The sequence below is a fragment of the Streptomyces sp. NPDC006602 genome, from assembly GCF_042870385.1.
Classification (GTDB): Bacteria; Actinomycetota; Actinomycetes; order Streptomycetales; family Streptomycetaceae; genus Streptomyces.
In genome coordinates, this window is record NZ_JBIAHG010000012.1 from 59,577 (window position 1) to 80,239 (window position 20,663).

18 protein-coding genes and 2 pseudogenes are annotated in these 20,663 nt (G+C 72.8%); 5 read left to right on the forward strand and 15 right to left on the reverse strand.

The window, feature by feature from the left end:
• Positions 1-179: 179 nt before the first annotated feature.
• Together ACFYO2_RS27620 and ACFYO2_RS27625 are read right to left on the reverse strand one after the other, a co-directional pair.
• Positions 180-1,469, reverse strand: a complete 1,290-nt coding sequence (locus ACFYO2_RS27620; RefSeq protein ID WP_388354396.1) for a glucarate dehydratase family protein — start codon at positions 1,467-1,469, stop codon at positions 180-182.
• A pseudogene (locus ACFYO2_RS27625) lies at positions 1,466-1,600 on the reverse strand (5-dehydro-4-deoxyglucarate dehydratase); the annotation flags it as partial. The gene ACFYO2_RS27620 and the pseudogene ACFYO2_RS27625, both read right to left, overlap by 4 nt.
• 141 nt (positions 1,601-1,741) lie before the next feature.
• On the opposite strand from ACFYO2_RS27625, the gene ACFYO2_RS27630 reads away from it, so the two are divergent.
• Both ACFYO2_RS27630 and ACFYO2_RS27635 read left to right on the forward strand, forming a co-directional pair.
• The gene (locus tag ACFYO2_RS27630; protein ID WP_388354399.1) at positions 1,742-2,524 is read left to right on the forward strand and encodes an IclR family transcriptional regulator; all 783 of its coding nucleotides are present in this window, start codon (positions 1,742-1,744) and stop codon (positions 2,522-2,524) included.
• A 189-nt stretch (positions 2,525-2,713) separates the two neighbouring features.
• On the forward strand, positions 2,714-4,048 hold the full coding sequence (locus ACFYO2_RS27635; RefSeq protein ID WP_388354402.1) for an MFS transporter: 1,335 nt from the start codon (positions 2,714-2,716) through the stop codon (positions 4,046-4,048).
• 27 nt (positions 4,049-4,075) lie between these two features.
• Here the strand turns inward: ACFYO2_RS27635 and ACFYO2_RS27640 are convergent, their stop codons facing one another.
• The 5 genes from ACFYO2_RS27640 to ACFYO2_RS27660 all read right to left on the reverse strand — a co-directional run bounded on the left by ACFYO2_RS27640 (position 4,076) and on the right by ACFYO2_RS27660 (position 10,365).
• Entirely contained in the window at positions 4,076-5,068 is a 993-nt protein-coding gene (locus ACFYO2_RS27640; RefSeq protein WP_388354405.1) for an adenosine deaminase, read from the reverse strand.
• A 19-nt stretch (positions 5,069-5,087) separates the two neighbouring features.
• Complete coding sequence (locus tag ACFYO2_RS27645; RefSeq protein ID WP_388354408.1) at positions 5,088-5,993, reverse strand: ribonuclease Z; 906 nt, start codon at positions 5,991-5,993, stop codon at positions 5,088-5,090.
• Positions 5,994-5,999: 6 nt separating this feature from the next.
• On the reverse strand, positions 6,000-6,353 hold the full coding sequence (locus ACFYO2_RS27650; protein ID WP_388354411.1) for a histidine triad nucleotide-binding protein: 354 nt from the start codon (positions 6,351-6,353) through the stop codon (positions 6,000-6,002).
• Between the two features lie 172 nt (positions 6,354-6,525).
• Positions 6,526-9,750: a S41 family peptidase gene (locus tag ACFYO2_RS27655; protein WP_388354414.1), complete on the reverse strand. Its 3,225-nt coding sequence runs from the start codon at positions 9,748-9,750 to the stop codon at positions 6,526-6,528.
• 84 nt (positions 9,751-9,834) lie between these two features.
• Positions 9,835-10,365 carry a hypothetical protein gene (locus ACFYO2_RS27660; protein WP_388354416.1) on the reverse strand — a complete coding sequence of 177 codons (531 nt, stop codon included), beginning with the start codon at positions 10,363-10,365 and terminating at the stop codon, positions 9,835-9,837.
• An 81-nt stretch (positions 10,366-10,446) separates the two neighbouring features.
• Between ACFYO2_RS27660 and ACFYO2_RS27665 the strand changes: the two genes are divergently transcribed.
• Positions 10,447-10,845 (forward strand): hypothetical protein, encoded by a 399-nt coding sequence (locus ACFYO2_RS27665; protein ID WP_388354419.1) that lies wholly within the window; start codon positions 10,447-10,449, stop codon positions 10,843-10,845.
• Here ACFYO2_RS27665 and ACFYO2_RS27670 read toward each other — a convergent pair.
• The 6 genes and pseudogenes from ACFYO2_RS27670 to hrcA all read right to left on the reverse strand — a co-directional run bounded on the left by ACFYO2_RS27670 (position 10,787) and on the right by hrcA (position 15,390).
• A complete protein-coding gene (locus tag ACFYO2_RS27670; protein ID WP_388354422.1) occupies positions 10,787-11,182 on the reverse strand; it encodes a VOC family protein in 396 nt (131 codons plus the stop codon). The two genes, ACFYO2_RS27665 and ACFYO2_RS27670, sit on opposite strands and share 59 nt — an antisense overlap.
• Before the next feature lie 24 nt (positions 11,183-11,206).
• Positions 11,207-11,947: a 16S rRNA (uracil(1498)-N(3))-methyltransferase gene (locus ACFYO2_RS27675; protein ID WP_388354425.1), complete on the reverse strand. Its 741-nt coding sequence runs from the start codon at positions 11,945-11,947 to the stop codon at positions 11,207-11,209.
• Positions 11,944-13,017 carry a nitronate monooxygenase gene (locus tag ACFYO2_RS27680; protein WP_388354428.1) on the reverse strand — a complete coding sequence of 358 codons (1,074 nt, stop codon included), beginning with the start codon at positions 13,015-13,017 and terminating at the stop codon, positions 11,944-11,946. Before ACFYO2_RS27680 ends, ACFYO2_RS27675 begins: the two co-directional genes overlap by 4 nt.
• Before the next feature lie 68 nt (positions 13,018-13,085).
• Positions 13,086-13,250, reverse strand: a pseudogene (locus ACFYO2_RS27685) (cobyrinic acid a,c-diamide synthase); the annotation flags it as partial.
• On the reverse strand, positions 13,234-14,373 hold the full coding sequence (gene dnaJ / locus ACFYO2_RS27690) for a molecular chaperone DnaJ (RefSeq protein ID WP_388354431.1): 1,140 nt from the start codon (positions 14,371-14,373) through the stop codon (positions 13,234-13,236). The gene dnaJ and the pseudogene ACFYO2_RS27685, both read right to left, overlap by 17 nt.
• Positions 14,374-15,390: a heat-inducible transcriptional repressor HrcA gene (gene hrcA / locus ACFYO2_RS27695; RefSeq protein ID WP_388354434.1), complete on the reverse strand. Its 1,017-nt coding sequence runs from the start codon at positions 15,388-15,390 to the stop codon at positions 14,374-14,376. It lies immediately after the preceding gene.
• Between the two features lie 161 nt (positions 15,391-15,551).
• Here hrcA and ACFYO2_RS27700 point away from each other — a divergent pair, with 161 nt between their 5' ends.
• Positions 15,552-16,283 (forward strand): MBL fold metallo-hydrolase, encoded by a 732-nt coding sequence (locus ACFYO2_RS27700; protein ID WP_388354437.1) that lies wholly within the window; start codon positions 15,552-15,554, stop codon positions 16,281-16,283.
• A gap of 31 nt (positions 16,284-16,314) precedes the next feature.
• On the forward strand, positions 16,315-17,121 hold the full coding sequence (locus ACFYO2_RS27705; RefSeq protein WP_388354438.1) for a DUF3097 domain-containing protein: 807 nt from the start codon (positions 16,315-16,317) through the stop codon (positions 17,119-17,121).
• Positions 17,122-17,344: 223 nt separating this feature from the next.
• On the opposite strand, the gene hemW is transcribed toward ACFYO2_RS27705, so the two are convergent.
• Together hemW and ACFYO2_RS27715 are read right to left on the reverse strand one after the other, a co-directional pair.
• Positions 17,345-18,577, reverse strand: a complete 1,233-nt coding sequence (gene hemW, locus ACFYO2_RS27710; protein WP_388354441.1) for a radical SAM family heme chaperone HemW — start codon at positions 18,575-18,577, stop codon at positions 17,345-17,347.
• Between the two features lie 26 nt (positions 18,578-18,603).
• Complete coding sequence (locus ACFYO2_RS27715) at positions 18,604-20,577, reverse strand: SpoIIE family protein phosphatase (RefSeq protein WP_388354444.1); 1,974 nt, start codon at positions 20,575-20,577, stop codon at positions 18,604-18,606.
• Positions 20,578-20,663: the final 86 nt, after the last annotated feature.

Below are 20,663 nucleotides of genomic sequence, written 5' to 3' on the forward strand. Positions count from 1 at the left end.
GGCCGGGCCGGGCCGGGCCGGGCCGGGCCGGGCCGGGCCGGGCCGGGCCGGGCCGGGCCGGGCCGGGCCGGGCCGGGCCGGGCCGGGCCGGGCCGGGCCGGACGTACCGATCCGGACGTACCGATCCGGTCATCGCGCCCGAGACACCCCGCGCCGCGAACCGCTCAGGTCGCGATGGCCTACCAGCGCGGCACGGCCGGCGTGACCCACCCCGGCTCGGCGACCCGCATCGCCGCCACGTCGTCCCGCTCGCGCAGCGAACCGTCGTCGTCCAGCCAGCGCCGGTGGAGGAACCGAAGCCGGTCCCGGTCGAGTTCGACGCCCAGGCCGGGTGCGTCCGAAACGGTGACCTTGCCGCCGTCGAAGGTGAGGCGCTCGGTCAGGACGTCCTCCGACTGCCAGGGGTAGTGGGAGTCGCAGGCGTGGTGGAGGCCCGGGACGGTGGACGCGACGTGGGTCATCGCGGCCAGCGAGATCCCCAGGTGGGTGTTGGAGTGCATGGACACCCCGACTCCGAACGTGCGGCAGATGGCGGCGAGTTGCTGGGTGTTGCGCAGCCCGCCCCAGTAGTGGTGGTCGGAGAGCACCACCTGGACCGCATCGCGGGTGAACGCCTCCTTGATCTCGGCGAAGGTCGTCACGCACATGTTGGTGGCGAGGGGAACATCCGTCCGGGCGGCGACCTCGGCCATGGCCGGTGTACCGAGCGCCGGGTCCTCCAGGTACTCGAGGACGTCCCCGAGTTCCTTCGCCACCTTCAGCGAGGTCGCAACGCTCCACGCCCCGTTGGGGTCGAGGCGCAGCGGATGTCCGGGGAAGGCCTCGGCCAGCGCGCGTACGGCCGCGATCTCCTCGTCGGGCGGGAAGACACCGCCCTTGAGCTTGAAGGAGGTGAAGCCGTAGCGCTCGGTGAACTTGCGGGCCTGCTCCACGACCCCGGCCGGGTCGACGGCAACGCCCCAGTCGTCCTTCTCGGCCGGCACACCCTCCGGATGGTCCGCCCACTTGTAGAAGAGGTACGCGCTGTACTCCACCGCGTCCCGCAGCTTGCCGCCCAGCAGGGCGTGCACGGGCAGGCCGAGCGCCTTGCCCAGGGCGTCCAGGCAGGCCACCTCGAAGGCGGACACGACGGACAGCCGCAGCTTGTCGGCGGTCTGGACGCCGCGCAGCCCGCCGACGTCGACCTGGCCCAAGACGCGGGAGCGGTCGACGGCCAGCTCGTCGGCGAGGACGAACAGCCCGTTCAGATCGCCCACCTGGCGTCCGACCAGCCTCTGGGCGAAGGGCCGGGCCAGCTCCAGGTACTTGGTGTCGCCGTACGTCTCGCCGACGCCGGTGATCCCGTCGGCCGTGACCACCTCCACGATCAGCCGGGGCGTGTACGGCTGGTGCACGCCCTGCGTGTTCAGCAGCGGCGGGTCGGCGACCAGGATCGGCGTCAGCCGGACGTCCGTGATGGAGAGGTTCACAGGGCGGCTCCTACGAGGTCGAGTCCGGCGGTCAGCAGCAGTTCGAGGTCGGCCAGGTCTGCGGCCGAGGGGTCGGTGAGCGGGGCGCGCACGGGTCCCACCGGACGGCCGCGCAGCCGGGCCGCCGCCTTCGCGCCACGGCGTCCGTGTCGGGACTCACCGCTTCATCTCCCTATGTAGATGCCATCCACGTATGGAGATGAAGGTTAGATAGGCGAACGAGTCCCGTCAATGCCCCGGTCGCCTCCGGGCACCCCGCTTACGATCGACGCATGTCAGAGACAGGGGGCGTCCGCGAGGTGAAGTCGGCCGCGCGCACGGTCGAGCTGCTGGAGCTGCTCGCCGCGCGGGGCGACCGTCCGGCGCGGCTGCAGGAGCTCGCCGACGAGCTGGGCGTGCCGCGCAGCTCGATGTACGCGCTGCTGCAGACCCTGATCTCGCGTGGCTGGGTCCGCACGGACGTCACCGGCTCCCTGTACGGCATCGGCATCCATGCCCTGCTCACCGGCACCAGCTACCTCGACTCCGACCCGCGCGTGCGCGTCGTACGGCCGTATCTCGACGAGGCGTCCCAGGCGCTCGGCGAGACGATCCACATGGGGCGCCTGGACGGCCGGGGCGTGGCGTATCTGGCGACGCGCGAGTCACACGAGTACCTGCGGACCATCAGCCGGGTGGGGCGCCGGCTGCCGGCCCACGTCGGCGCGCTGGGCAAGGCGCTGCTGGCCGAGCGGGACGACGCCGAGCTGCCCGAGGGGCCGTACGAAGCCCTCACCCCGAACTCGCACACCAGCCGGGAGTCACTGGCTGCGGACCTCGCCGAGGTGCGGGCGCGGGGGTATTCGATCGACCGCGAGGAAGGCGTCCTCGGCATCGTCGGCTTCGGTTTCGCCCTGCGCTACGACTCCCCCGCCCAGGACGCCGTCAGCTGCTCGGTGCCGGTGGCCCGGCTGACGCCGGGTCACGAGGAGCGGATCGTCGCGGTGATGCGGGAGATCAGGGGCAAGATCGAGGCGACGGCGCCGGGCACGGGGGGCGCGCCGCACTGGCGTTAGGGCTTGGAAAAAGAGCTTCGTTTACCCGACCACACACACCCCAAACGCAACGTGCCCCACATCACACCCCCCGCGTTTCTTTCTCGAACCGCGTGCTTGATACAAATTGGCCGCGCGTTCCTGTCCGTCGACGGTCGTCGCCCATCCCCCTTTTTTGAGCCGCTTCTTTCGCATGCCCTGGGAACGCCCGTGTTCGCCCGCACCACCACGCCCTGGCCCCTCGTCGCCCTTTTCGCGGCCGGGTATCTCGCCCCGTACCTCCTCCCGACCACCGTCGGCAGGCTCGACTCGGGACTTCCGCTGTCCGCCACGCAGGCGGGAGCCATCGGCAGTGCTCTGCTGCTGAGTTCGGCGTCGGCGGGCTTCCTGTTCGCCTCCCGCGTCGAGCGGATCGGCGCCCGGACGCTGGCCCGCGCCGGACTGGCGCTGGCCGTCCTCGGCTACGGCACCGCCGCCCTCACCACCTGCGTCCCGGCCGTGGTCGCGGGCGCGCTGCTCGGCGGCTTCGGCTCCGGTACGGCCACCACGGTCGCCGCCACCGGGATCGCCGCACAGCCCGACCCGCACCGCACGACCACACTGGGCCTGCTGAGCGTCTCCGCGCTCGCGGGCACGGTCTATCTGACGGTCCCGCGCCTCGGCCCCGCCCACGGGCTGCCGCTTGCCGCGATCGTCCTGACCGCGGCGGCCGTCTGGCCTCTGACGAGCCGCCTCCCGGCACGTACGGCCGCCACCCGGCAGGCCCGCCGGAGCCATGACCCGCTGCCCCATCTGCGCGCCGGTGCCGTCCTCGCCACCGCCATGCTGTTCTGGTCGCTCGCCCAGAACTCCCTGTGGGGCGTCAGCGGCCGGATCGGCCTCGCGCAGGCCCGACTGACGGAGGCGACCGTCGGCGTCGTCTTCGCCGTGGCGCTGGGCGCCGGGCTCCTTGGGGTCGTCGGCGCGGGCGCGCTCGGGCCCCGCCTCGGCCGGGCACTGCCCGTCGGCGCGGGCACCGTCCTCATCGCCGGCTGCATCGCGCTCAGCGCGTCCGCGACCGACCTGGCGACCTTCGCGAGCGGCGAGATCGCCTGGAACACGCTCTACCCGATCGTCCTGTCGTACGTCATCGGCCTGGCCGCCTCCCTCGACCCGCGCGGCCGTTGGGCGGTGCTCGTCGGCTCGGCGTCCTCGCTCGGCACGGCGGCCGGCCCGCTCACCGGCAGTCTGCTGTCCGCCGAGGCCGGCTTCCCGGCCATGGGCGCGCTCCTGGCCCTCGGACTTCTGATCGTCACCCTCCCGATGACCGCCGTGGCCCTGCACACCGGCGGACGCCCCCTGCTCACCGGCGCGGTGCGCCACCGGAGCGGCACCCCGGCCGCCGTGGTCGCCGCCTCGACCGGCACCCCGGCCGACGCGCTCCCGCAGGCAGGCGTCCTGGAGCAGCCGGTCGTGGAGATCCAGATCGACGCCCCGGCCACGCCCGCCCAAGGGTCCTACGACACGGCGGGACCCCGGCAGGCGGCAGCCACACCGGGGTCCTGACCGACCGACGTCCTACCGTCCTACGTCCTACCGGAAGTCGTACGCCTCCACCTCGGCCAGATACCGCGCCCGCCGCTCCTCGTCGTGCTCCAGGAAGGACGCGACGAAGGAGTTGCGGGCCAGCTCGCGCAGCCGGTCCTCGCCGAGGCCCAGCGCCTGGCGTACGGCGTCGAAGTTGTCGCCCGCGTACCCGCCGAAGTAGGCCGGGTCGTCGGAGTTGACCGTGCACAGCAACCCGGCCTCCAGCATCGCGGGCAGCGGGTGCTCGGCGAGGAGGTCGACGGTACGCAGCCGGACGTTGGAGAGGGGGCAGAGGGTCAGCGGGATCCGGTCCCGGACGAGCCGCTCGACCAGTTCGGGGGACTCCATGCAGCGCAGCCCGTGGTCGATCCGCTCGACGCCGAGCACGTCCAGGGCCTCGGTGATGTACTCCGGCGGCCCCTCCTCACCGGCGTGCGCCACCCGCCGGAGGCCGAGGGCGGCGGCGCGCTCGTACACCTCGCGGAACTTCACCGGCGGGTGTCCGACCTCGGCCGAGTCGAGCCCGATGCCGACGATCCGGTCGAGGTACGGCCGCGCCGCCTCCAGGGTCTCCAGCGCCGACTCGGCGGACTCGTCACGCAGGAAGCACATGATCAGCTGCGTGGAGACGCCGTGCGCGGACTCGCTGCTCCCCAGCGCCCGCCACAGCCCCTCGACGACCGTCCCCATGCCGACGCCCCGCGCGATGTGGGCCTGCGGGTCGAAGAAGATCTCCGCGTGCCGCACGCCCTGCGCGGCGGCGCGGGCGAGATAGGCGTTCGCGAGGTCCGCGAAGTCCTGCTCGGTGCGGAGCACGGCCATGAGCTCGTAATACAGGTTCAGGAAGGACTGGAGGTCCTCGAACTGGTACGCCTTGCGCAGCTCGTCCGTGTCGGCGTACGGCATCTCGACGCCGTTGCGCGCGGCCAGCTCGAAGGCCAGCTCCGGCTCCAGGGTGCCTTCGATATGGAGGTGCAGTTCAGCTTTGGGGAGGGGCATCGAAAAATCGTACGGCGTTTCACCGACGCTTCGGAACCGGCACTCTCAGCAGATCGTGCGCCACGGTCAGCTCGCCCTCGAACCCGGCGGCCCGCGCCTGCCGCTCGAACTCTTCCGGCTCGGAGTAGCGCTGGCTGAAGTGGGTGAGTACGAGGTGCCGTACGCCGCCGTCCCGCGCGACCCGCGCGGCTTGACCGGCCGTCAGGTGTCCGTGCTCGACCGCCAGTTGCTCGTCCTCGTCGAGGAAGGTCGACTCGATGACCAGCAGGTCGCAGCCCTCGGCCAGCGCCTGCACGCCGTCGCACAGCCGGGTGTCCATCACGAACGCGAACCGCTGCCCGCGACGCGTCTCGCTGACGTCGTCGAGCCGGACGCCACCCAGGGAACCCTCGCGCTGGAGGCGGCCGACGTCCGGGCCCTTGATGCCGTGCGCGGCGAGCCGGTCGGGCAGCATGCGGCGGCCGTCGGGCTCGGTGAGGCGGTAGCCGAAGGACTCGACGGGGTGGGAGAGCTTGCGGGCGTCCAGGGTGTAGCCGGGCGTGGTGGCGAGCACACCGTCCGCGCTCACCGGTGCCTCGACGAGCTCGACGGTCTCGCGGTAGGCGGTGGCGTACCGCAGCCGGTCGAAGAAGCGTTGCCCCGAGCGCGGATAGTGGGTGGTGACCTCGTGCGGAACCCGGTCGAGGTTGATGCGCTGGATGACTCCGGCGAGGCCCAGCGAGTGGTCGCCGTGGAAGTGCGTGACGCAGATCCGGTTGAGGTCGTGCGCGGCGACCCCGGCGCGCAGCATCTGCCGTTGCGTGCCCTCGCCGGGGTCGAACAGGATGCCCTCGCCGTCCCACCGCAGCAGATAGCCGTTGTGGTTGCGGTGCCGGGTCGGGACCTGGCTGGCTGTGCCGAGGACCACCAATTCACGTACGGACACGACGAGTTACCCGGGGGGCCACTGCAGGCCGCGGCCGCCGAGGACGTGCGCGTGGGCGTGCCAGACGGTCTGCCCGGCGCCGCTGCCGGTGTTGAAGACGACCCGGTAGCTCTCCAGCTTCTCGTCGTCGGCGACGGCCTGCGTCTCCCGCAGAATGTCGGCGGCGAGCTCCGGGGCGGCGGCGGCGAGTGCGGCCGCGTCCCTGTGGTGAGCCTTCGGGATCACCAGGACATGGGTGGGCGCCTGGGGGTTGATGTCCCGGAACGCGACGGTCGTGTCGGTCTCACGGACGATCGTCGCCGGGATCGTCCCTGCGACGATCTTGCAGAACAGACAGTCGCCCTGCGGTTCCCCTGCCATGCGTGTGCCTCCTTCACGCCGGTGATCTCTTGTCGGGGCATGCTATCGAGGTACGAGGGCAACTTTTCGTCCGACCGAGTCGGGATGGGGGTCCCCCCGCTCGAGCGAAGCCGAGAGTGGGGGAGGGTGGGCATAGGCCGGGGGGTCTGGGGGCGGAGCCCCCCAGGGACGGTCACGGCATCGCGGGCGGAACCTTCGCCGGCGCCGACTCCAACGCCTCCAGCGCCACCCGGACCGCCTCGTCCAACTGCGCGTCCCGCCCCGCCGCGTAATCCTGCGGCCGCTGCACGACCTCCACGTCCGGGTCGACGCCGTGGTTCTCCACGCCCCACTCGTACCCCTCCAACCAGAACGCGTACTTCGGCTGAGTGACCAGCGTCCCGTCCACCAGCCGGTACCGGCTGTCGATCCCGATCACCCCGCCCCACGTCCGCGTACCGACCACCGGCCCGATCCCCAGCGCCTTGATCGCCGCGTTGACGATGTCCCCGTCGGACCCGGAGAACTCGTTGGCGACGGCGACGACCGGCCCGCGGGGCGCGTCGTGCGGATAGCTGTACGGCCGCATCCCGCGCGGCACGGCCCAGCCGACGATCCGCCGGGCCAGCTTCTCGACGACGAGCTGGGAGGTGTGCCCGCCCCGGTTCTCGCGGACGTCGACGACCAGCCCCTCCCGCGCGACTTCCACCCGCAGGTCGCGGTGGATCTGGGCCCAGCCGGGCGCCTGCATGTCCGGCACGTGCAGATACCCCAGCCGGCCGCCGGACTTCTCGTGGACGTACGCCCGCCGGTCCGCGACCCACGCGTGGTAGCGCAGCGGTTCCTCGTCAGCCGTCGGCACGACCACCGCGTGCCGCACCTCGCCCCCGCCGGACGGCGAGATCGTCAGCTCGATCGGCTTGCCCGCCGTACCGACGAGGAGCGGCCCGGGCCCGGTCACCGGGTCGACCGGCATCCCGGCCACCGCGACGATCGCGTCCCCGGCGTGCACCGCGACGCCGGGCGCGGCCAGCGGGGAGCGGGCGTCGGGGTCGGAGGTCTCGGTGGGCAGGATGCGGTCGATGACCCAGGTGCCGTCCGCATGACGGGAGATGTCCGCGCCGAGCAGTCCCTGCCGGGGCCCGCCGCCGTGGCCGCCGCGCGGCATGACGTACGCGTGCGAGGTGCCGAGCTCGCCCTGGACCTCCCACAGCAGGTCGACGAGGTCGTCGTGGGTGGCGATGCGATCGAGCACGGGACGGTAGCGGTCGAGGACGCCGGGCCAGTCGACCCCGTTCATGTCCGGGCGCCAGAAGTGGTCCCGCATGACGCGGCCCGTCTCCTCGTACATCTGGCGCCACTCGGCCGCCGGGTCGACGGTCTGCCGTACGCGGGTGAGGTCGACGGTGATGTTGGTGTCGCTGTCGTCGTCGTTCGAGGCGCGCCGGTCGCTGGGTACGACCTTGAGGCGGTCGTCGGTCCAGAGCAGGACCCGCTTGCCGTCGCCGCTCACGGCGAAGTGGTCGGCGTCGACGGCGAGGTGCTCGATGCGCTGCTGGGCGAGGTCGTAGCGCTCCAGCTCGGTGTGCGGGTCCGGGTCGTCCGGGGTGGCCCGGGAGGAGCCGAGGACCCCGCGCACCGGATGCCGCAGCCACAGCACGCCGTCCTTCGCCGCGCGCAGGTTGGAGTAGCGGGCCGCCTCGACGGGGAACGGCACGATCCGGTCGGCGAGACCTTCGAGGTCGATGCGGGTGGCCGGGGTGCCCTCGCTGTCGGGCGTCTCGTCCTTGTCGGGTGCCTCGAAGGGGCGGCCGTGCCGCTGCGGGCCGAACGGCGAGGGCGTGGTCGCGGCCAGCGTGATCAGGTGCGGGCGGTCGCCGACCACGAAGGCCAGGTCGAAGACGTGCTCGTCGTAGACCGGGTCGAAGGACCGGTTGGACAGGAAGGCGAGGTGCTTGCCGTCGAGGGTGAACGCCGGGGCGTAGTCCCGGAATCGCAACGGGGTCGCCTCGGTGACCGACAGGTCGGTGGTGTTGGCGAGTCGCAGCTGGCGCAGCGGGCCGGGGCCCGGGTGGGACCAGGCGAGCCAGGCGGAGTCGGGCGAGAAGACCAGCCCGGAGACGTCTCCCTCCTCGCTGCGGTCGACCTCGCGGACCTCGCCCGTCTCGCGTTCGACGAGCAGGACGCGTCCGTCGTGCGCGGCGACCGCGGCCCGGCTGCCGTCGGGTGCCATGGCGAGTCCGAGGACGCGGCCGAGCTGTCCGGCGGAGAGCCGGCGCGGGGTGGCGCCGGGCGCGTGGCCGGTGGCGGGCGCGAACTCCAGGGCGTCGTCGCCCTCGGCGTCCGTCACCCACACCACCCACTCCTCGCCGTCGGCGCGGAAGGTGCGGGGCAGCCGGGCCCGTACGCCGGGTTCGGCGGCGAGAGCACGGGCCGGTCCGGAGCGGTGGGTCACCCAGTGCACGGCACCGCGCACGGCGACCGCGCTGCCGCGCGCGGTGTGGTCGGGTGCGGCCGACCCGAACCAGCGGGCGGCGTTCACCGTGAAGGGCTGCCGGTCGGTGTGCTGCCCGCCGAGCCGCACGTCGAGCCGGCGGGGCTCGGCGCCGTCGAGGTCGTCGAGGATCCACAGTTCACCGGCGGAGGAGTACACGACCCGGCCGCCGTCACCGGCGGCGTGCCGGGCGTAGAAGCCGTCGAGCGGGGTGTGCCGCCGCAGATCGGAGCCATCGGCGAGCGAGGAGTACAGCGCGCCGACGCCCTCGTGGTCGGACAGGAAGGCGATCCGGTCCCCCGTCCACACGGGGTACTCGATGTTCCCGTCCAGCTCTTCGTGCAGCCGTACGAACTCGCCGGCACCCTCCCCGTCGCGGACGTCCCTGTCGATCCACAGCTTGCCCGCCGTACCGCCCCGGTACCGCTTCCACCAGGCCGCCTCGCGCCCCATAGGCGCGGACAGCAGGACCGTGCCCGGGCCGCCGTGGGCGACATCGCCGACGGGGCCGTACGGCAGGGTCCTGGCCGGGCCGCCGTCGAGCGGGATGGCCCGGGCCCAGCTGCGGCGCAGGCTCGCCTGGCCGTAGGTGCTGAGCGCGAGGACCTCGCCGTCCGCGGTCCAGCCGCGCACCTGGGTGCGTGAACTGCCCCAGTGCGTCAGGCGTCTGGCGGGTCCGCCGTCGACCGGGGCGATGTGCACCTCGGGGGCGCCGTCGCGGGTGGAGGTCCAGGCGACGGTGGTGCCGTCGGGCGAGATACGGGGGTGGGTGACCGGCACGTTGTCGGCGCTGACCCGCCAGGCCCGGCCGCCGTCGAGCGGGGCGAGCCACACGTCGTCCTCGGCGGTGAAGGCGACCAACTCGCCGTGCAGGTGGGGGAACCGGAAATACGCTGAGGTTGCGGCGGTCGCTGGCTGTGTCACCCGATCACCCTATGCACGCGCGGCGACCGGTGACAGAGTTTGGGCCGACTTCGGATCACTTGCCCAACCGCTCTCGGCGATCGCTCACTTGCCCTCGGGCCAGCACTCGGGCGCCTTCTGGCAGTAGACGGTCTTCGTGACGGTCACCGTGACCGTCGGCCCGGGCTGGTCGGGGTTGTTCACGGGCGGGGTGGTCCGCGCGTTGCAGTTCCCGAGCCCCTCCACGTGGAACCACTGCTTGCCGTCGATCTTGGCGGTCAGGTCCCCGCGCACACACGCGCCGCTGACCGCGCGCGTGATCTTGCCGGTGACGGTGATGTCCTTGCCGTCGTCCGTCTCGCCCTTGCAGTCGACGTCGGCGACGGCGTTCTCGGTGGCCGTGGGCGTCGAGCCGCCGTCGCCGTACGAGGCCGTGCAGTTGAGCCAGCGCACGTCGGCGTTCTGCCGCTCCAGCTCGTCCGTCACGGTCTGGTCGGTCGTGTACGCCACGGTCGCGGAGTTCAGCCCGCTCGGATCGCAGGCGACCGTGCCACCCACGGCGAGCACGCCCAGAGCCGCCACAGCCGCCGCTCGCCGCCCGCGCGGCCGACGCCGAATCCACCTCAACGCCCCCATGCGAGGCAGCCTGCCACCGTCCCGGCCGTCGCGGTAGAGCGCATACGGCCACTCGCGCGCCTCACGACCTACCGTGGACGGATGCGCAACGAACGCAGCCTGAGAAGGCTCGTCGTGGACGAGCGGACCGTCTACCTCTGGAACGTCCGCCACCGGCACGGCGACGGCGAGCCCTGCCGCGAGACCCTGACCCTGCTGTGCGACGGCATCCGCACCCGGATCGTCTTCCGGTCCGGCGAGGGACGCGACGCCGGCGGCGGCTACCCCGGCCACTCGGGCGGCGTGAGCGACGCCCACGGCCACTACGTCAACCTGCACGAACCCGGCGTCGTACGCGCCCTGGTCGACGAGGCGTCGAGGCGCGGACTGCTGTCCCGCGGCGGTGAGGCGGACGGCTGGGAGCTGCTGCCGGCCGTGGCCGTCAGCCGCGCAGCAGCAGCCACTCCTGAAGCTCCACCAGGTTGCCCTCCGGGTCCTTGAGGTGCGCGACCCGCATCCGGTCGGTCATCGGGGCCGGACCGTGCAAGAAGGTCGCGCCGCGGGCGGTGACCTGCTCGCAGTAGGTGTCCAGGTCGTCGACGCGCAGCACCACCAGGGAGCGGTGGCCGGTGGCCGCGTCGCCCAGCTCGTCGCCGAGGATCTCGGACATCATGACCCGGTCCTGGAGGGCGATGCCCGCCGAGCCGGTGGCCGGACTGAACTTCTCGTACGGCCCTTGAGCCGTCCCCGACTGCGGCTTCAGGCCCAGGACTTCGGCATAGAAGCGATAGCAGGCGGCGAAGTCGCTGACGAGCAGGCGTACCTGGGCGAGTTCCACGAACCGTTCTCCCGGGGCAGAGGGTCAGGACCAGCGGCCGGAGCGGCCGAGGAGCAGGGCGGTCGCCGCGGTCCCGGCGGTCGACGTACGCAGCACGGTCGGCCCCAGCCGGTACGCCTTCGCGCCGGCCTCCTCAAAGAGCGCCAACTCCTCAGGGGAGACGCCGCCTTCGGGGCCGATGACGAGCACGATCTCGCCCTCGGCGGGCAGTTCGGCGGTGGCCAGGGTTTCCGTGCCGCTCTCGTGCAGGACGGCGGCGAAGTCGGCTTTGGCGAGAAGTGCCGCAACCTGCTTGCTCGTTGCCGCGTCCGCGACCTCCGGGAAGCGGACCCTGCGGGACTGCTTGCCGGCCTCGCGGGCGGTGGCACGCCACTTGCCGAGCGCCTTCAGACCGCGGTCGCCCTTCCACTGCGTGATGCAGCGGGAGGCCGCCCAGGGCACGATCGCGTCGACGCCGGTCTCGGTCATCGTCTCGACGGCCAACTCGCCGCGATCACCCTTGGGGAGGGCCTGGACGACGGCGATACGGGGAGACCCCGGGGGTTCCTCGGACACCCCCGTCATGTGGACGATGAGCCGGTCCTTGCCCTCGGTGGCGACCACGTCGCACTCGGCCCAGCGCCCGGCACCGTCGGTGAGGACGACGCTCTCCCCGGGCCGCAGCCGCTTCACGGAGACGGCGTGACGCCCCTCGGGGCCGTCGAGGACGTACTGTCCGCCGGCGCCCGCGTTGAAGTGCTCGACGACGAACACCGGCGCCGTCATCGCGATCCGCCCCGCGACAACGCTGTCCAGGCGGCGCCGATTTCGGCCGCCAGCACCTCCACCAGCTGCCCTGCGGGCAGTTCGCGGGCCATCCGGTGCCCCTGCCCCGCCCACAGCGCCATGCCCTGCGCGTCGCCCGCCTTGGCGGCCGCCTTGCGCAGCGGCGCGGTCAGGTGATGGATCTCCGGGTAGGCGGCGGGCGCGTACGGGCCGTGCTCGCGCAGGAAGCGGTTGACCAGTCCGCGGGCCGGGCGGCCGGAGAAGGCGCGGGTCAACTCGGTACGCACGAAAAGGGGGTTGGTCAGCGCCTGCTTGTGCACCGCGCTCGCGCCGGACTCCGGGGTGGCGAGAAACGCCGTGCCGAGTTGGGCGGCGCTCGCGCCCGCGGCGAGCACCGCGGCGATCTGGCTGCCGCGCATGATGCCGCCGGCGGCGACGATCGGGATGGTGACGGTCTCGCGGACCTGTGCGATCAGGGAGAGGAGGCCCATGCCCGAGCCGTCGGTCTCCGGGATGTCGCGGTGGGTGCCCTGGTGGCCGCCCGCCTCCACGCCCTGCGCGATCACCGCGTCGGCACCCGCCCGCTCCACGGCGAGGGCCTCCTCGGCGGTGGTCGCGGTGACCAGGGTGAAGGTGCCGGCCCGGCGCAGCGAGTCCAGGACGTCCCGGCTCGGCACCCCGAAGTGGAACGAGACCACCGGCACCGGGTTGTCGAGCAGCACCGCGAGCTTGGCCTCGTAGCCGTCGTCACGGCCGCTTTCCGGGTCGCCGAGCTCGGTCTCGTACCAGGCGGCCTCGCCGGACAGCTGGTGGGCGTACACGTCGACGGCGGCCGGGTCCGCGTACTCCGGCTGCGGCATGAAGAGGTTCGCGCCGAAGGGGCGGGCCGTGAGGCTCCGCAGCTGCTTGATCTCCTGATACAGGCCGTCGGCCGTCTTGTACCCGGCGGCAAGGAACCCCAGCCCGCCGGCCTCGGACACGGCCGCGGCGAGCGTCGGCACGGAGACGCCGCCCGCCATGGGGGCCTGCACGATCGGATGAGGGAAGAGATCGGTCAGTGCGGAGGACATGACGGCATGTTGTCACGTCCCCCGAACAAGTCCGAATCCAGCACCGTCCAGCCCGTCCGGCATGCATCCAGCCCGTCCGGCGTTTGAGGACGAGGCCCTCCGGGCCGAAGCGGGGGTCTGGGGGCGGCAGCCCCCAGGGACGGGACGGGAAGGGGCGGCGGGGGCGCTGCATCCATCAGCGGCTCCGCCGCGGGGCAGCCCTCCACCGCCACCCCGTCAGCGCCCGTTGAACGCGTCCTTCAACCGCGAGAACAGCCCCTGCTGTCCGGGCTGGAACTGCCCCGTAGGCCGCTCCTCACCCCGCAGCTTCGCCAGCTCACGCAGCAGTCGCTCCTGCTCGGGATCGAGCTTGTTCGGAGTCTGCACCTCGACATGGACGATGAGATCGCCGCGCCCGCCGCCCCGCAGGTGCGTGACACCACGCCCGTGCAGCGGGATCGACTGCCCGGACTGGGTGCCGGGCCGGATGTCGACCTCCTCCAGCCCGTCCAGCGTCTCCAGCGGCACCTTGGTACCGAGGGAGGCCGCGGTCATCGGGAGCGTGACCGTGCAGTGCAGGTCGTCACCCCGGCGCTGGAACTGCGAGTGCGGCAGCTCGTGGATCTCGACGTACAGGTCACCGGCGGGACCACCACCGGGCCCGACCTCACCCTCACCGGCGAGCTGGATGCGGGTGCCGTTGTCGACACCGGCGGGGATCTTGACGGTGAGGGTCCGACGGGACCGTACCCGCCCGTCGCCGGCGCACTCCGGGCACGGCGTCGGGACGACCGTGCCGAAGCCCTGGCACTGCGGGCAGGGGCGCGAGGTCATGACCTGGCCCAGGAAGGACCGCGTCACCTGCGACACCTCGCCGCGACCGCGGCACATGTCACACGTCTGCGCGGAGGTCCCCGGCGCCGCGCCTTCACCACTGCAGGTGGTGCAGACGATCGCGGTGTCGACCTGGATGTCCTTCGTGGTGCCGAAGGCCGCCTCGTCGAGCTCGATCTCCAGCCGGATCATCGCGTCCTGGCCGCGCCGGGTGCGCGAGCGCGGACCCCGCTGGGACGCCGTACCGAAGAAGGCGTCCATGATGTCCGAGAAGTTCCCGAAGCCGCCCGCGCCGAAGCCGCCCGCGCCACCGGCACCGCCGGCCTGCGAGAGCGGGTCACCGCCGAGGTCGTAGACCTGCTTCTTCTGCGGGTCCGAGAGCACCTCGTAGGCGGCGTTGATCTCCTTGAACCGCTCCTGGGTCTTCGGATCCGGGTTGACGTCCGGGTGCAGCTCGCGTGCGAGCCGCCGGAAGGCCTTCTTGATCTCTTCCTGCGACGCGTCGCGGCGCACGCCGAGAACGGCGTAGTAGTCCGTGGCCACTTACGACTCCGCCAGGATCTGTCCGACGTACCGTGCCACTGCGCGTACCGCTCCCATCGTTCCCGGGTAATCCATGCGGGTCGGTCCGACCACGCCGAGCTTGGCGACTGCCTCGTTGCCCGAACCGTAGCCGACCGACACCACCGAAGTGGAGTTGAGTCCCTCGTAGGCGTTCTCGTGACCGATGCGTACGGTCATGCCCGAATCCCCCGCCTCGCCAAGGAGCTTGAGGAGGACGACCTGCTCCTCCAAGGCTTCCAGGACGGGCCGGATGGTGAGGGGAAAGTCATGTCCGAAGCGGGTGAGATTGGCGGTGCCGCCGATCATCAGCCGCTCCTCGTTCTCCTCGACGAGCGTCTCCAGCAGGGTGGAGAGCACCGTCGAGACAGTGCCGCGGTCCTCGGCGTCGAAGCCCTCGGGCAGGTCCTCCAGCAGACGCGGCACGTCGGCGAACCGGCGACCGGCGACCCTGCTGTTGAGCCGCGCCCGCAGATCGGCCAGCGAGGCCTCACCGAACGGCGCCGGGCAGTCGATCATCCGCTGCTCGACCCGTCCCGTGTCCGTGATCAGGACGAGCATCACGCGCGCGGGGGCGAGTGACAGCAGCTCGACGTGCCGCACGGTGGACCGGGTCAGCGAGGGGTACTGCACGACGGCGACCTGCCGCGTGAGCTGGGCAAGCAGCCGAACGGTCCGAGCCACCACGTCGTCCAGATCGACGGCGCCGTCGAGGAAGTTCTGGATCGCGCGCCGCTCGGGCCCGGTCATCGGCTTGACGCCGGCCAGCTTGTCGACGAACAGCCGATAGCCCTTGTCGGTCGGGATCCGCCCCGCGCTGGTGTGCGGCTGGGCGATGAACCCCTCGTCCTCCAGGGCCGCCATGTCGTTGCGCACGGTGGCCGGGGAGACACCGAGGTTGTGCCGTTCGGTGAGCGCCTTGGAGCCGACCGGCTCCTCGGTGCCGACGTAGTCCTGGACGATGGCGCGCAGCACCTGGAGCCTGCGTTCACTCAGCATCGCGCACACCTCCAAGAAGTCGACCCCTCGGCGCCCTGACTGGCACTCGTCACATCCGAGTGCCAAAGCACCCCGGCCAGTGTACGGCCGTGGGGTACGCCCGGGGCAAGGCCGGAGCTGCGAGGTCGTGCCCGAGGAGGCTTCCCCGTTAGCGTCGCGGTATGACGGTGACTTGGGAAGAGCTGGGGTGGGAGCGGCTGGCCACCGGCGTCGGCCGGTGCCGGCTTCCGGCGTGGGACTGCACGGCGGGGCTGGTCGTCGGGGCGGGCGCGGCCCTGCTGATCGACGCCGGGTCGAGCCTGGCGGAGGGGGCGCGGTTGCGGGCGCGGGCGGAGGAGCTCGCCGGTCACCGTGTGACCCATCTCGCGCTGACGCATCCGCACTTCGACCATGTCTTCGGGGCGGCGGCGTTCGCGGGGGCGGAGGTGTTCGGCGCGGTCGGCATCGACACGGTGATCACCGCCCGGCACGGCCGCGAGGAGCTGCGCGCGGACGCGGTGCGCGAGGGGCTCGACGCGCGCCTGGCCGACGAGGCGGTCGACGCCCTCGCGCTGCCCCGCCATCACGTCTGCGGCGAGTGGACCCTCGACCTGGGCGGCGGCCGCCAGGTCCTGCTGGCGAACGTGGGCCCGGCCCACACCGCCCACGATCTCGCCGTGCTGGTCCCCGGCTCGCCGGAGGTCGTCTTCTGCGGCGACCTGGTCGAGGAGTCCGGCGAACCCCAGGCGGGCCCCGACGCCGTACCGTCGCACTGGCCGGCCGCCCTGGACCGCCTGCTGGACCTGGGCGGCGAGGACGCGCTGTACGTGCCCGGTCACGGAGCGGTGGTAGACGCGGCGTTCGTACGGGGGCAGCGAGACGCCCTGGCGGACCGCTTCGGCGTGTCGCTGTAACCGCCGCCGAGCTCCTCCTATCGTCATCCGAATGCGCCAGTACTCTCCGGACCTGACCCCGCCGTGGAAGAAGCCCAAGCCCGCCCCTGAGGTCCCGGCCGAGCCCGGCCTGGTGGTCGAGGAGCCGGGGACGGGCTTCTGCGGTGCGGTGATCCGCTGCGAGGCGGGCACGGTCACCCTGGAGGACCGCTTCGGCAAACACCGCGTGTTCCCCCTGGAGCCGCGCGGCTTCCTGCTCGAGGGCCGGGTGGTGACCCTCGTACGCCCCACCGGCCGGGCTCCGGTACGCCCCACCCGTACGGCCTCCGGGTCGGTCGCCGTCCCCGGTGCACGCGCGCGCGTGGCCCGCGCCGGGCGCATCTACGTGGAGGGCCGGCACGACGCCGAACTGGTCGAGAAGGTGTGGGGCGACGACCTGCGCATCGAGGGCGTGGTCGTGGAGTACCTGGAGGGCGTCGACGACCTCCCGTCCATCGTCGCGGACTTCGCACCGGGCCCCGATGCCCGCCTGGGCATCCTGGTGGACCACCTGGTCCCCGGGACCAAGGAGTTCCGTATCGCCGAGTCGGTCACCAGCGAACACGCGCTGGTCGTCGGCCACCCGTACATCGACATCTGGGAGGCCGTGAAGCCGTCGGCCGTCGGCATCGACGCCTGGCCCCGCGTCCCGCACGGCCAGGACTGGAAGACGGGCGTCTGCCGGGCCCTCGGCTGGCCGGACAACACGGGCGCGGTCTGGCAGGCGATCCTGAAGCGCGTGGGCTCCTACCGGGACCTTGAGCCGGAGCTGCTGGGACGAGTGGAGGAACTGATCGATTTCGTCACAGCACCGGAGTGAGCTGCCCACCAGGTTCCTCGCCCCCGCCGCCCCTTCCCGTTCCCGACCTTGGGGGCTCCGCCCTCAAACCCCCGCTCCTCAAACGCCGGAGGGGCTGATTTCAGCCCGTCTGGGGGTCCCCCCTCTGGGGGAGTTTGAGGACGAGCGCGAAGCGCGACAGGGGGGTCTGGGGGCGCAGCCCCCAGGGACGGGACGGGAAGGGGCGGCGGGGGCGGAAACCCCCTCAGTCGACCAGGTCCCGAACCACCGCATCCGCCAGCAACCGCCCCCGCAGGGTCAACACCGCACGCCCCTCCTCGTACGGCGCCCGCTGGAGAAGCCCGTCGGACAGGGCGCGGTGAGACGCCTTGAGGCCGGCCTCTCGCAACAGATCCAGCGGCACCCCCTCCCGCAGCCGCAGCTCCAGCAGGATCCGCTCCACCCGCCGGTCCTCCTCCGACAGGAGTTCCCGCCCCGCCCCCGGCGACCGCCCCGCCGCCAGCGCCCCCGCATACGCCCCCGGATGCTTCACGTTCCACCAGCGCACCCCGCCCACATGGCTGTGCGCCCCCGGCCCCGCGCCCCACCAGTCGGCACCGCGCCAGTAGAGCTCGTTGTGGAGGCAGCGGCCGGCGTCCGAAGTCGCCCAGTTCGAGACCTCGTACCAGTCGAACCCGGCCGCCGAGAGCATCTCCTCGGCGATCAGATACCGGTCCGCGTGCACGTCGTCGTCCGTCATCGGGACCTCGCCGCGCCGGATCCGACGGGCCAGTTGCGTGCCTTCCTCGACGATCAGCGCGTACGCCGACACATGGTCCGGACCGGCGCCCAGCGCCGCCTCCAGCGAGGCCCGCCAGTCGTCGTCCGACTCCCCCGGCGTGCCGTAGATCAGGTCCAGGTTGACGTGCGAGAACCCCGCCGCCCGCGCCTCCGCGACGCATGCCTCGGGGCGCCCCGGCGTGTGCGTGCGGTCCAGTACGCGCAGTACGTGCTGCTTCGCGCTCTGCATGCCGAAGGAGATCCGGTTGAAGCCGCCCTGGCGCAGAGCGGCCAGATACGCCGGATCGACCGACTCCGGGTTCGCCTCCGTAGTGACCTCCGCGTCGGCGGCGAGGCCGAACTCGTCGCGGATCGCCCCCAGCATCCGTACGAGATCCCCCGCGGCCAGCAGCGTGGGCGTACCGCCGCCGACGAAGACCGTGCGGACCTCTCGCGGGTCGTCGCCGAGGACCTTGCGGGCCAGGCGGATCTCGTCGATCACGGTGTCCGCGTAGTTGTCGCGGGAGGCGAGGACGCCGCCGGTGCCGCGCAGCTCGGTGGCCGTGTAGGTGTTGAAGTCGCAGTAGCCGCAGCGGGTCGCGCAGTAGGGGACGTGCAGATAGAACCCGAGGGGGCGGTCGGCCGCCCCGGCGAGCGCGGGCGCGGGCAGTGCGCCGTCGTCGGGGACGGGCTCGCCGTCGGGGAGTGCGGAAGGCATGCCCCCATTGTCCCGTACCGACGCCGTTACTCGGCCTGCAGCACCAGCAGGGCCAGGTCGTCCTCCGGCGGCCGCGCCCCGAACTCGTGCACGAGCCGCTTGATGCGCTCCGCGATCAGTTCGGCGTCCAGTCCCGCGCAGCCCGCCAGCGCCTGAGCCAGCCCGTCCTCGTCGTCGAACTGGCGGGAGCCGCTGCGCCGCTCGGTCACCCCGTCGGTCACGCACAGCAGGCTGTCGCCGGTCCGCAGCTCGAAGGTCTCACTGGTGTACGTGGCGTCCTCGACGACCCCGAGGAGGGTCTGCGGATGCGCGGCCGTACGGACCTCGCCGCCCGCCCCGAGCAGCAGCGGCAGCGGGTGTCCGGCTGAGGCGAGGGTGCAGCGCACCCCGCCGTCGAAGGGGGCCAGTTCGCCGTAGAGGAGGGAGAGGAAGCGGGTCTGCGGGCCGTCTCCGGGGGCCATCGGCCGGCCGCCCGCGGAGGCCAGTGCGCGGGCCGCCGCGTCCGCGGCCTCCGTCGCGTCATCCAGGAGCAGCTGGTTGAGGCGGTCCAGGACGTCGGCGACGCGGTAGCCCTCGCGGGCCAGCAGCCGCAGCCAGGGCCGGGCGAGGCCGATGACGACGGCCGCCTCGGGGCCCTTGCCCTGGACGTCACCGACGGCGAAGCACCAGCGGCCGTCGCCGGCCGGGAAGAGGTCGTAGAAGTCGCCACTGGGCCCGCCCTTGTCGCACGGCTCGTACACCAGGGCGCTGCGCACCCCCGGTATCTCGGCGACCGCGCCGGGCAGCAGTCCGCGCTGCAGTACGGCGCTGATGGTGGCCTGCCGGGCGTACTGGCGGGCCGCGCCGATGGCGAGCGCCACCCGGCGGCCGAGGTCCTCGACGAGGCCGGTGATCTCGTCGGGGAAGCTGAGCACCCCGGACCGGCCGATGACCAGGGTGCCGAGCGGGCGGCCGCCGGCCGTCAGCCGGTAGGCGAGCGCGGCGCCGTGCGTGCCGTGCGGGCCCAGCGCGTCGCCGGGCCAGGGGAAGGGGGCGGGCCCGGGCCGGTCGGCCGGGCGCGGTGGCTCCTTCTCCAGGGCCTGGCGCAGGTCCTCGATCCGGTTCTCGCTGCTGTGCCACACCCGGGCGAGGCGCGGGCCGGTCCCGCCGGTGCCGTCGGCCGCCCAGCCGCCCCGGCCCGTCAGCTCGTCCTCCCGCCATACGGCACACCAGTCGGCCAGCCGCGGCACGATGAGCTGTCCGGCGAGCGCGGCCACCAGGTTCTCGTCGAGCTGCCCGGCGAGCAGGTCGGAGGCCTCGGCGAGGAAGGAGAGGGCGCCGCGATGGAGCCATTCCCGGTCCTGCTCGACGCGCCGCGGCTCCGGGGCGAGTATCTCGGCCACCCGCAGCTCGCGCTCCCCGGCGTACGCCTGCCGCGCGTCGGCGGCCGACTCCCCCTGCGCGGGCAGCCGCGCCCACACCGTCTTGGCGCCCGTGCGGTAGGTGATGCCCCAGGACTCGGAGAGCGCGGCGACCAGCCGCAGGCCGCGCCCGTACTCCGTCGGCTCGTACGACGGTTCGGCGGCGTCGCGCGGAGCACGGGAGGGATGGTGGTCCAGAACCTCGACGACCAGGGCGCCGGTCTCCGGCTCCAGCCGGCAGATCAGCTCGACGTCGGTGCCGGCGTGCACGACGGCGTTGGTGACCAGCTCACTGACCAGGACGACCGCGTCGTCGGCCAGCCGGTCGGTGAGGTTCTCGGTGCCGGGGAGAGCGCGCTCGGCCCAGTCGGCGAGAGTGGCGCGTAACAGCGCGCGGGCGGCGCCCGGCGCGAGGGAATTGCCGGGCAGGGCGGCGTGCGCCTGCGCGCGGGGGGGCGCGTCGGCGGGTGGAAGTGCCTCGGCGCCCGGGGGCGCGTCGGCGGGTGGAAGCGCCTCGGCGACGCGTGCGGGCGCCTCCTCGTGCGCAGGCGCATCAGAGGCACGGGAAACGGTCTCCCGTTGCGTCGGAATGGCCCCCATGTACAGCTCCCCGAGCGGTTCGGACGAATACGCCTCAGTCGATGCCGACAGAGTGACAGACTGGCCACGCCCATAAGCGCCGAGTT

Bases quoted from the DNA above. Each gene is read 5' to 3' on its own strand.
- ACFYO2_RS27650 (WP_388354411.1), bottom strand. From the start codon at position 6,353: ATGGCAGGGGAACCGCAGGGCGACTGTCTGTTCTGCAAGATCGTCGCA.
- ACFYO2_RS27665 (WP_388354419.1), top strand. From the start codon at position 10,447: ATGCGCAACGAACGCAGCCTGAGAAGGCTCGTCGTGGACGAGCGGACC.
- ACFYO2_RS27660 (WP_388354416.1), bottom strand. From the start codon at position 10,365: ATGGGGGCGTTGAGGTGGATTCGGCGTCGGCCGCGCGGGCGGCGAGCG.
- ACFYO2_RS27630 (WP_388354399.1), top strand. From the start codon at position 1,742: ATGTCAGAGACAGGGGGCGTCCGCGAGGTGAAGTCGGCCGCGCGCACG.
- ACFYO2_RS27640 (WP_388354405.1), bottom strand. From the start codon at position 5,068: ATGCCCCTCCCCAAAGCTGAACTGCACCTCCATATCGAAGGCACCCTG.
- hrcA (WP_388354434.1), bottom strand. From the start codon at position 15,390: ATGCTGAGTGAACGCAGGCTCCAGGTGCTGCGCGCCATCGTCCAGGAC.
- hemW (WP_388354441.1), bottom strand. From the start codon at position 18,577: ATGCCTTCCGCACTCCCCGACGGCGAGCCCGTCCCCGACGACGGCGCA.
- ACFYO2_RS27715 (WP_388354444.1), bottom strand. From the start codon at position 20,577: ATGGGGGCCATTCCGACGCAACGGGAGACCGTTTCCCGTGCCTCTGAT.
- ACFYO2_RS27675 (WP_388354425.1), bottom strand. From the start codon at position 11,947: ATGACGGCGCCGGTGTTCGTCGTCGAGCACTTCAACGCGGGCGCCGGC.
- ACFYO2_RS27700 (WP_388354437.1), top strand. From the start codon at position 15,552: ATGACGGTGACTTGGGAAGAGCTGGGGTGGGAGCGGCTGGCCACCGGC.
- ACFYO2_RS27705 (WP_388354438.1), top strand. From the start codon at position 16,315: ATGCGCCAGTACTCTCCGGACCTGACCCCGCCGTGGAAGAAGCCCAAG.
- ACFYO2_RS27680 (WP_388354428.1), bottom strand. From the start codon at position 13,017: ATGTCCTCCGCACTGACCGATCTCTTCCCTCATCCGATCGTGCAGGCC.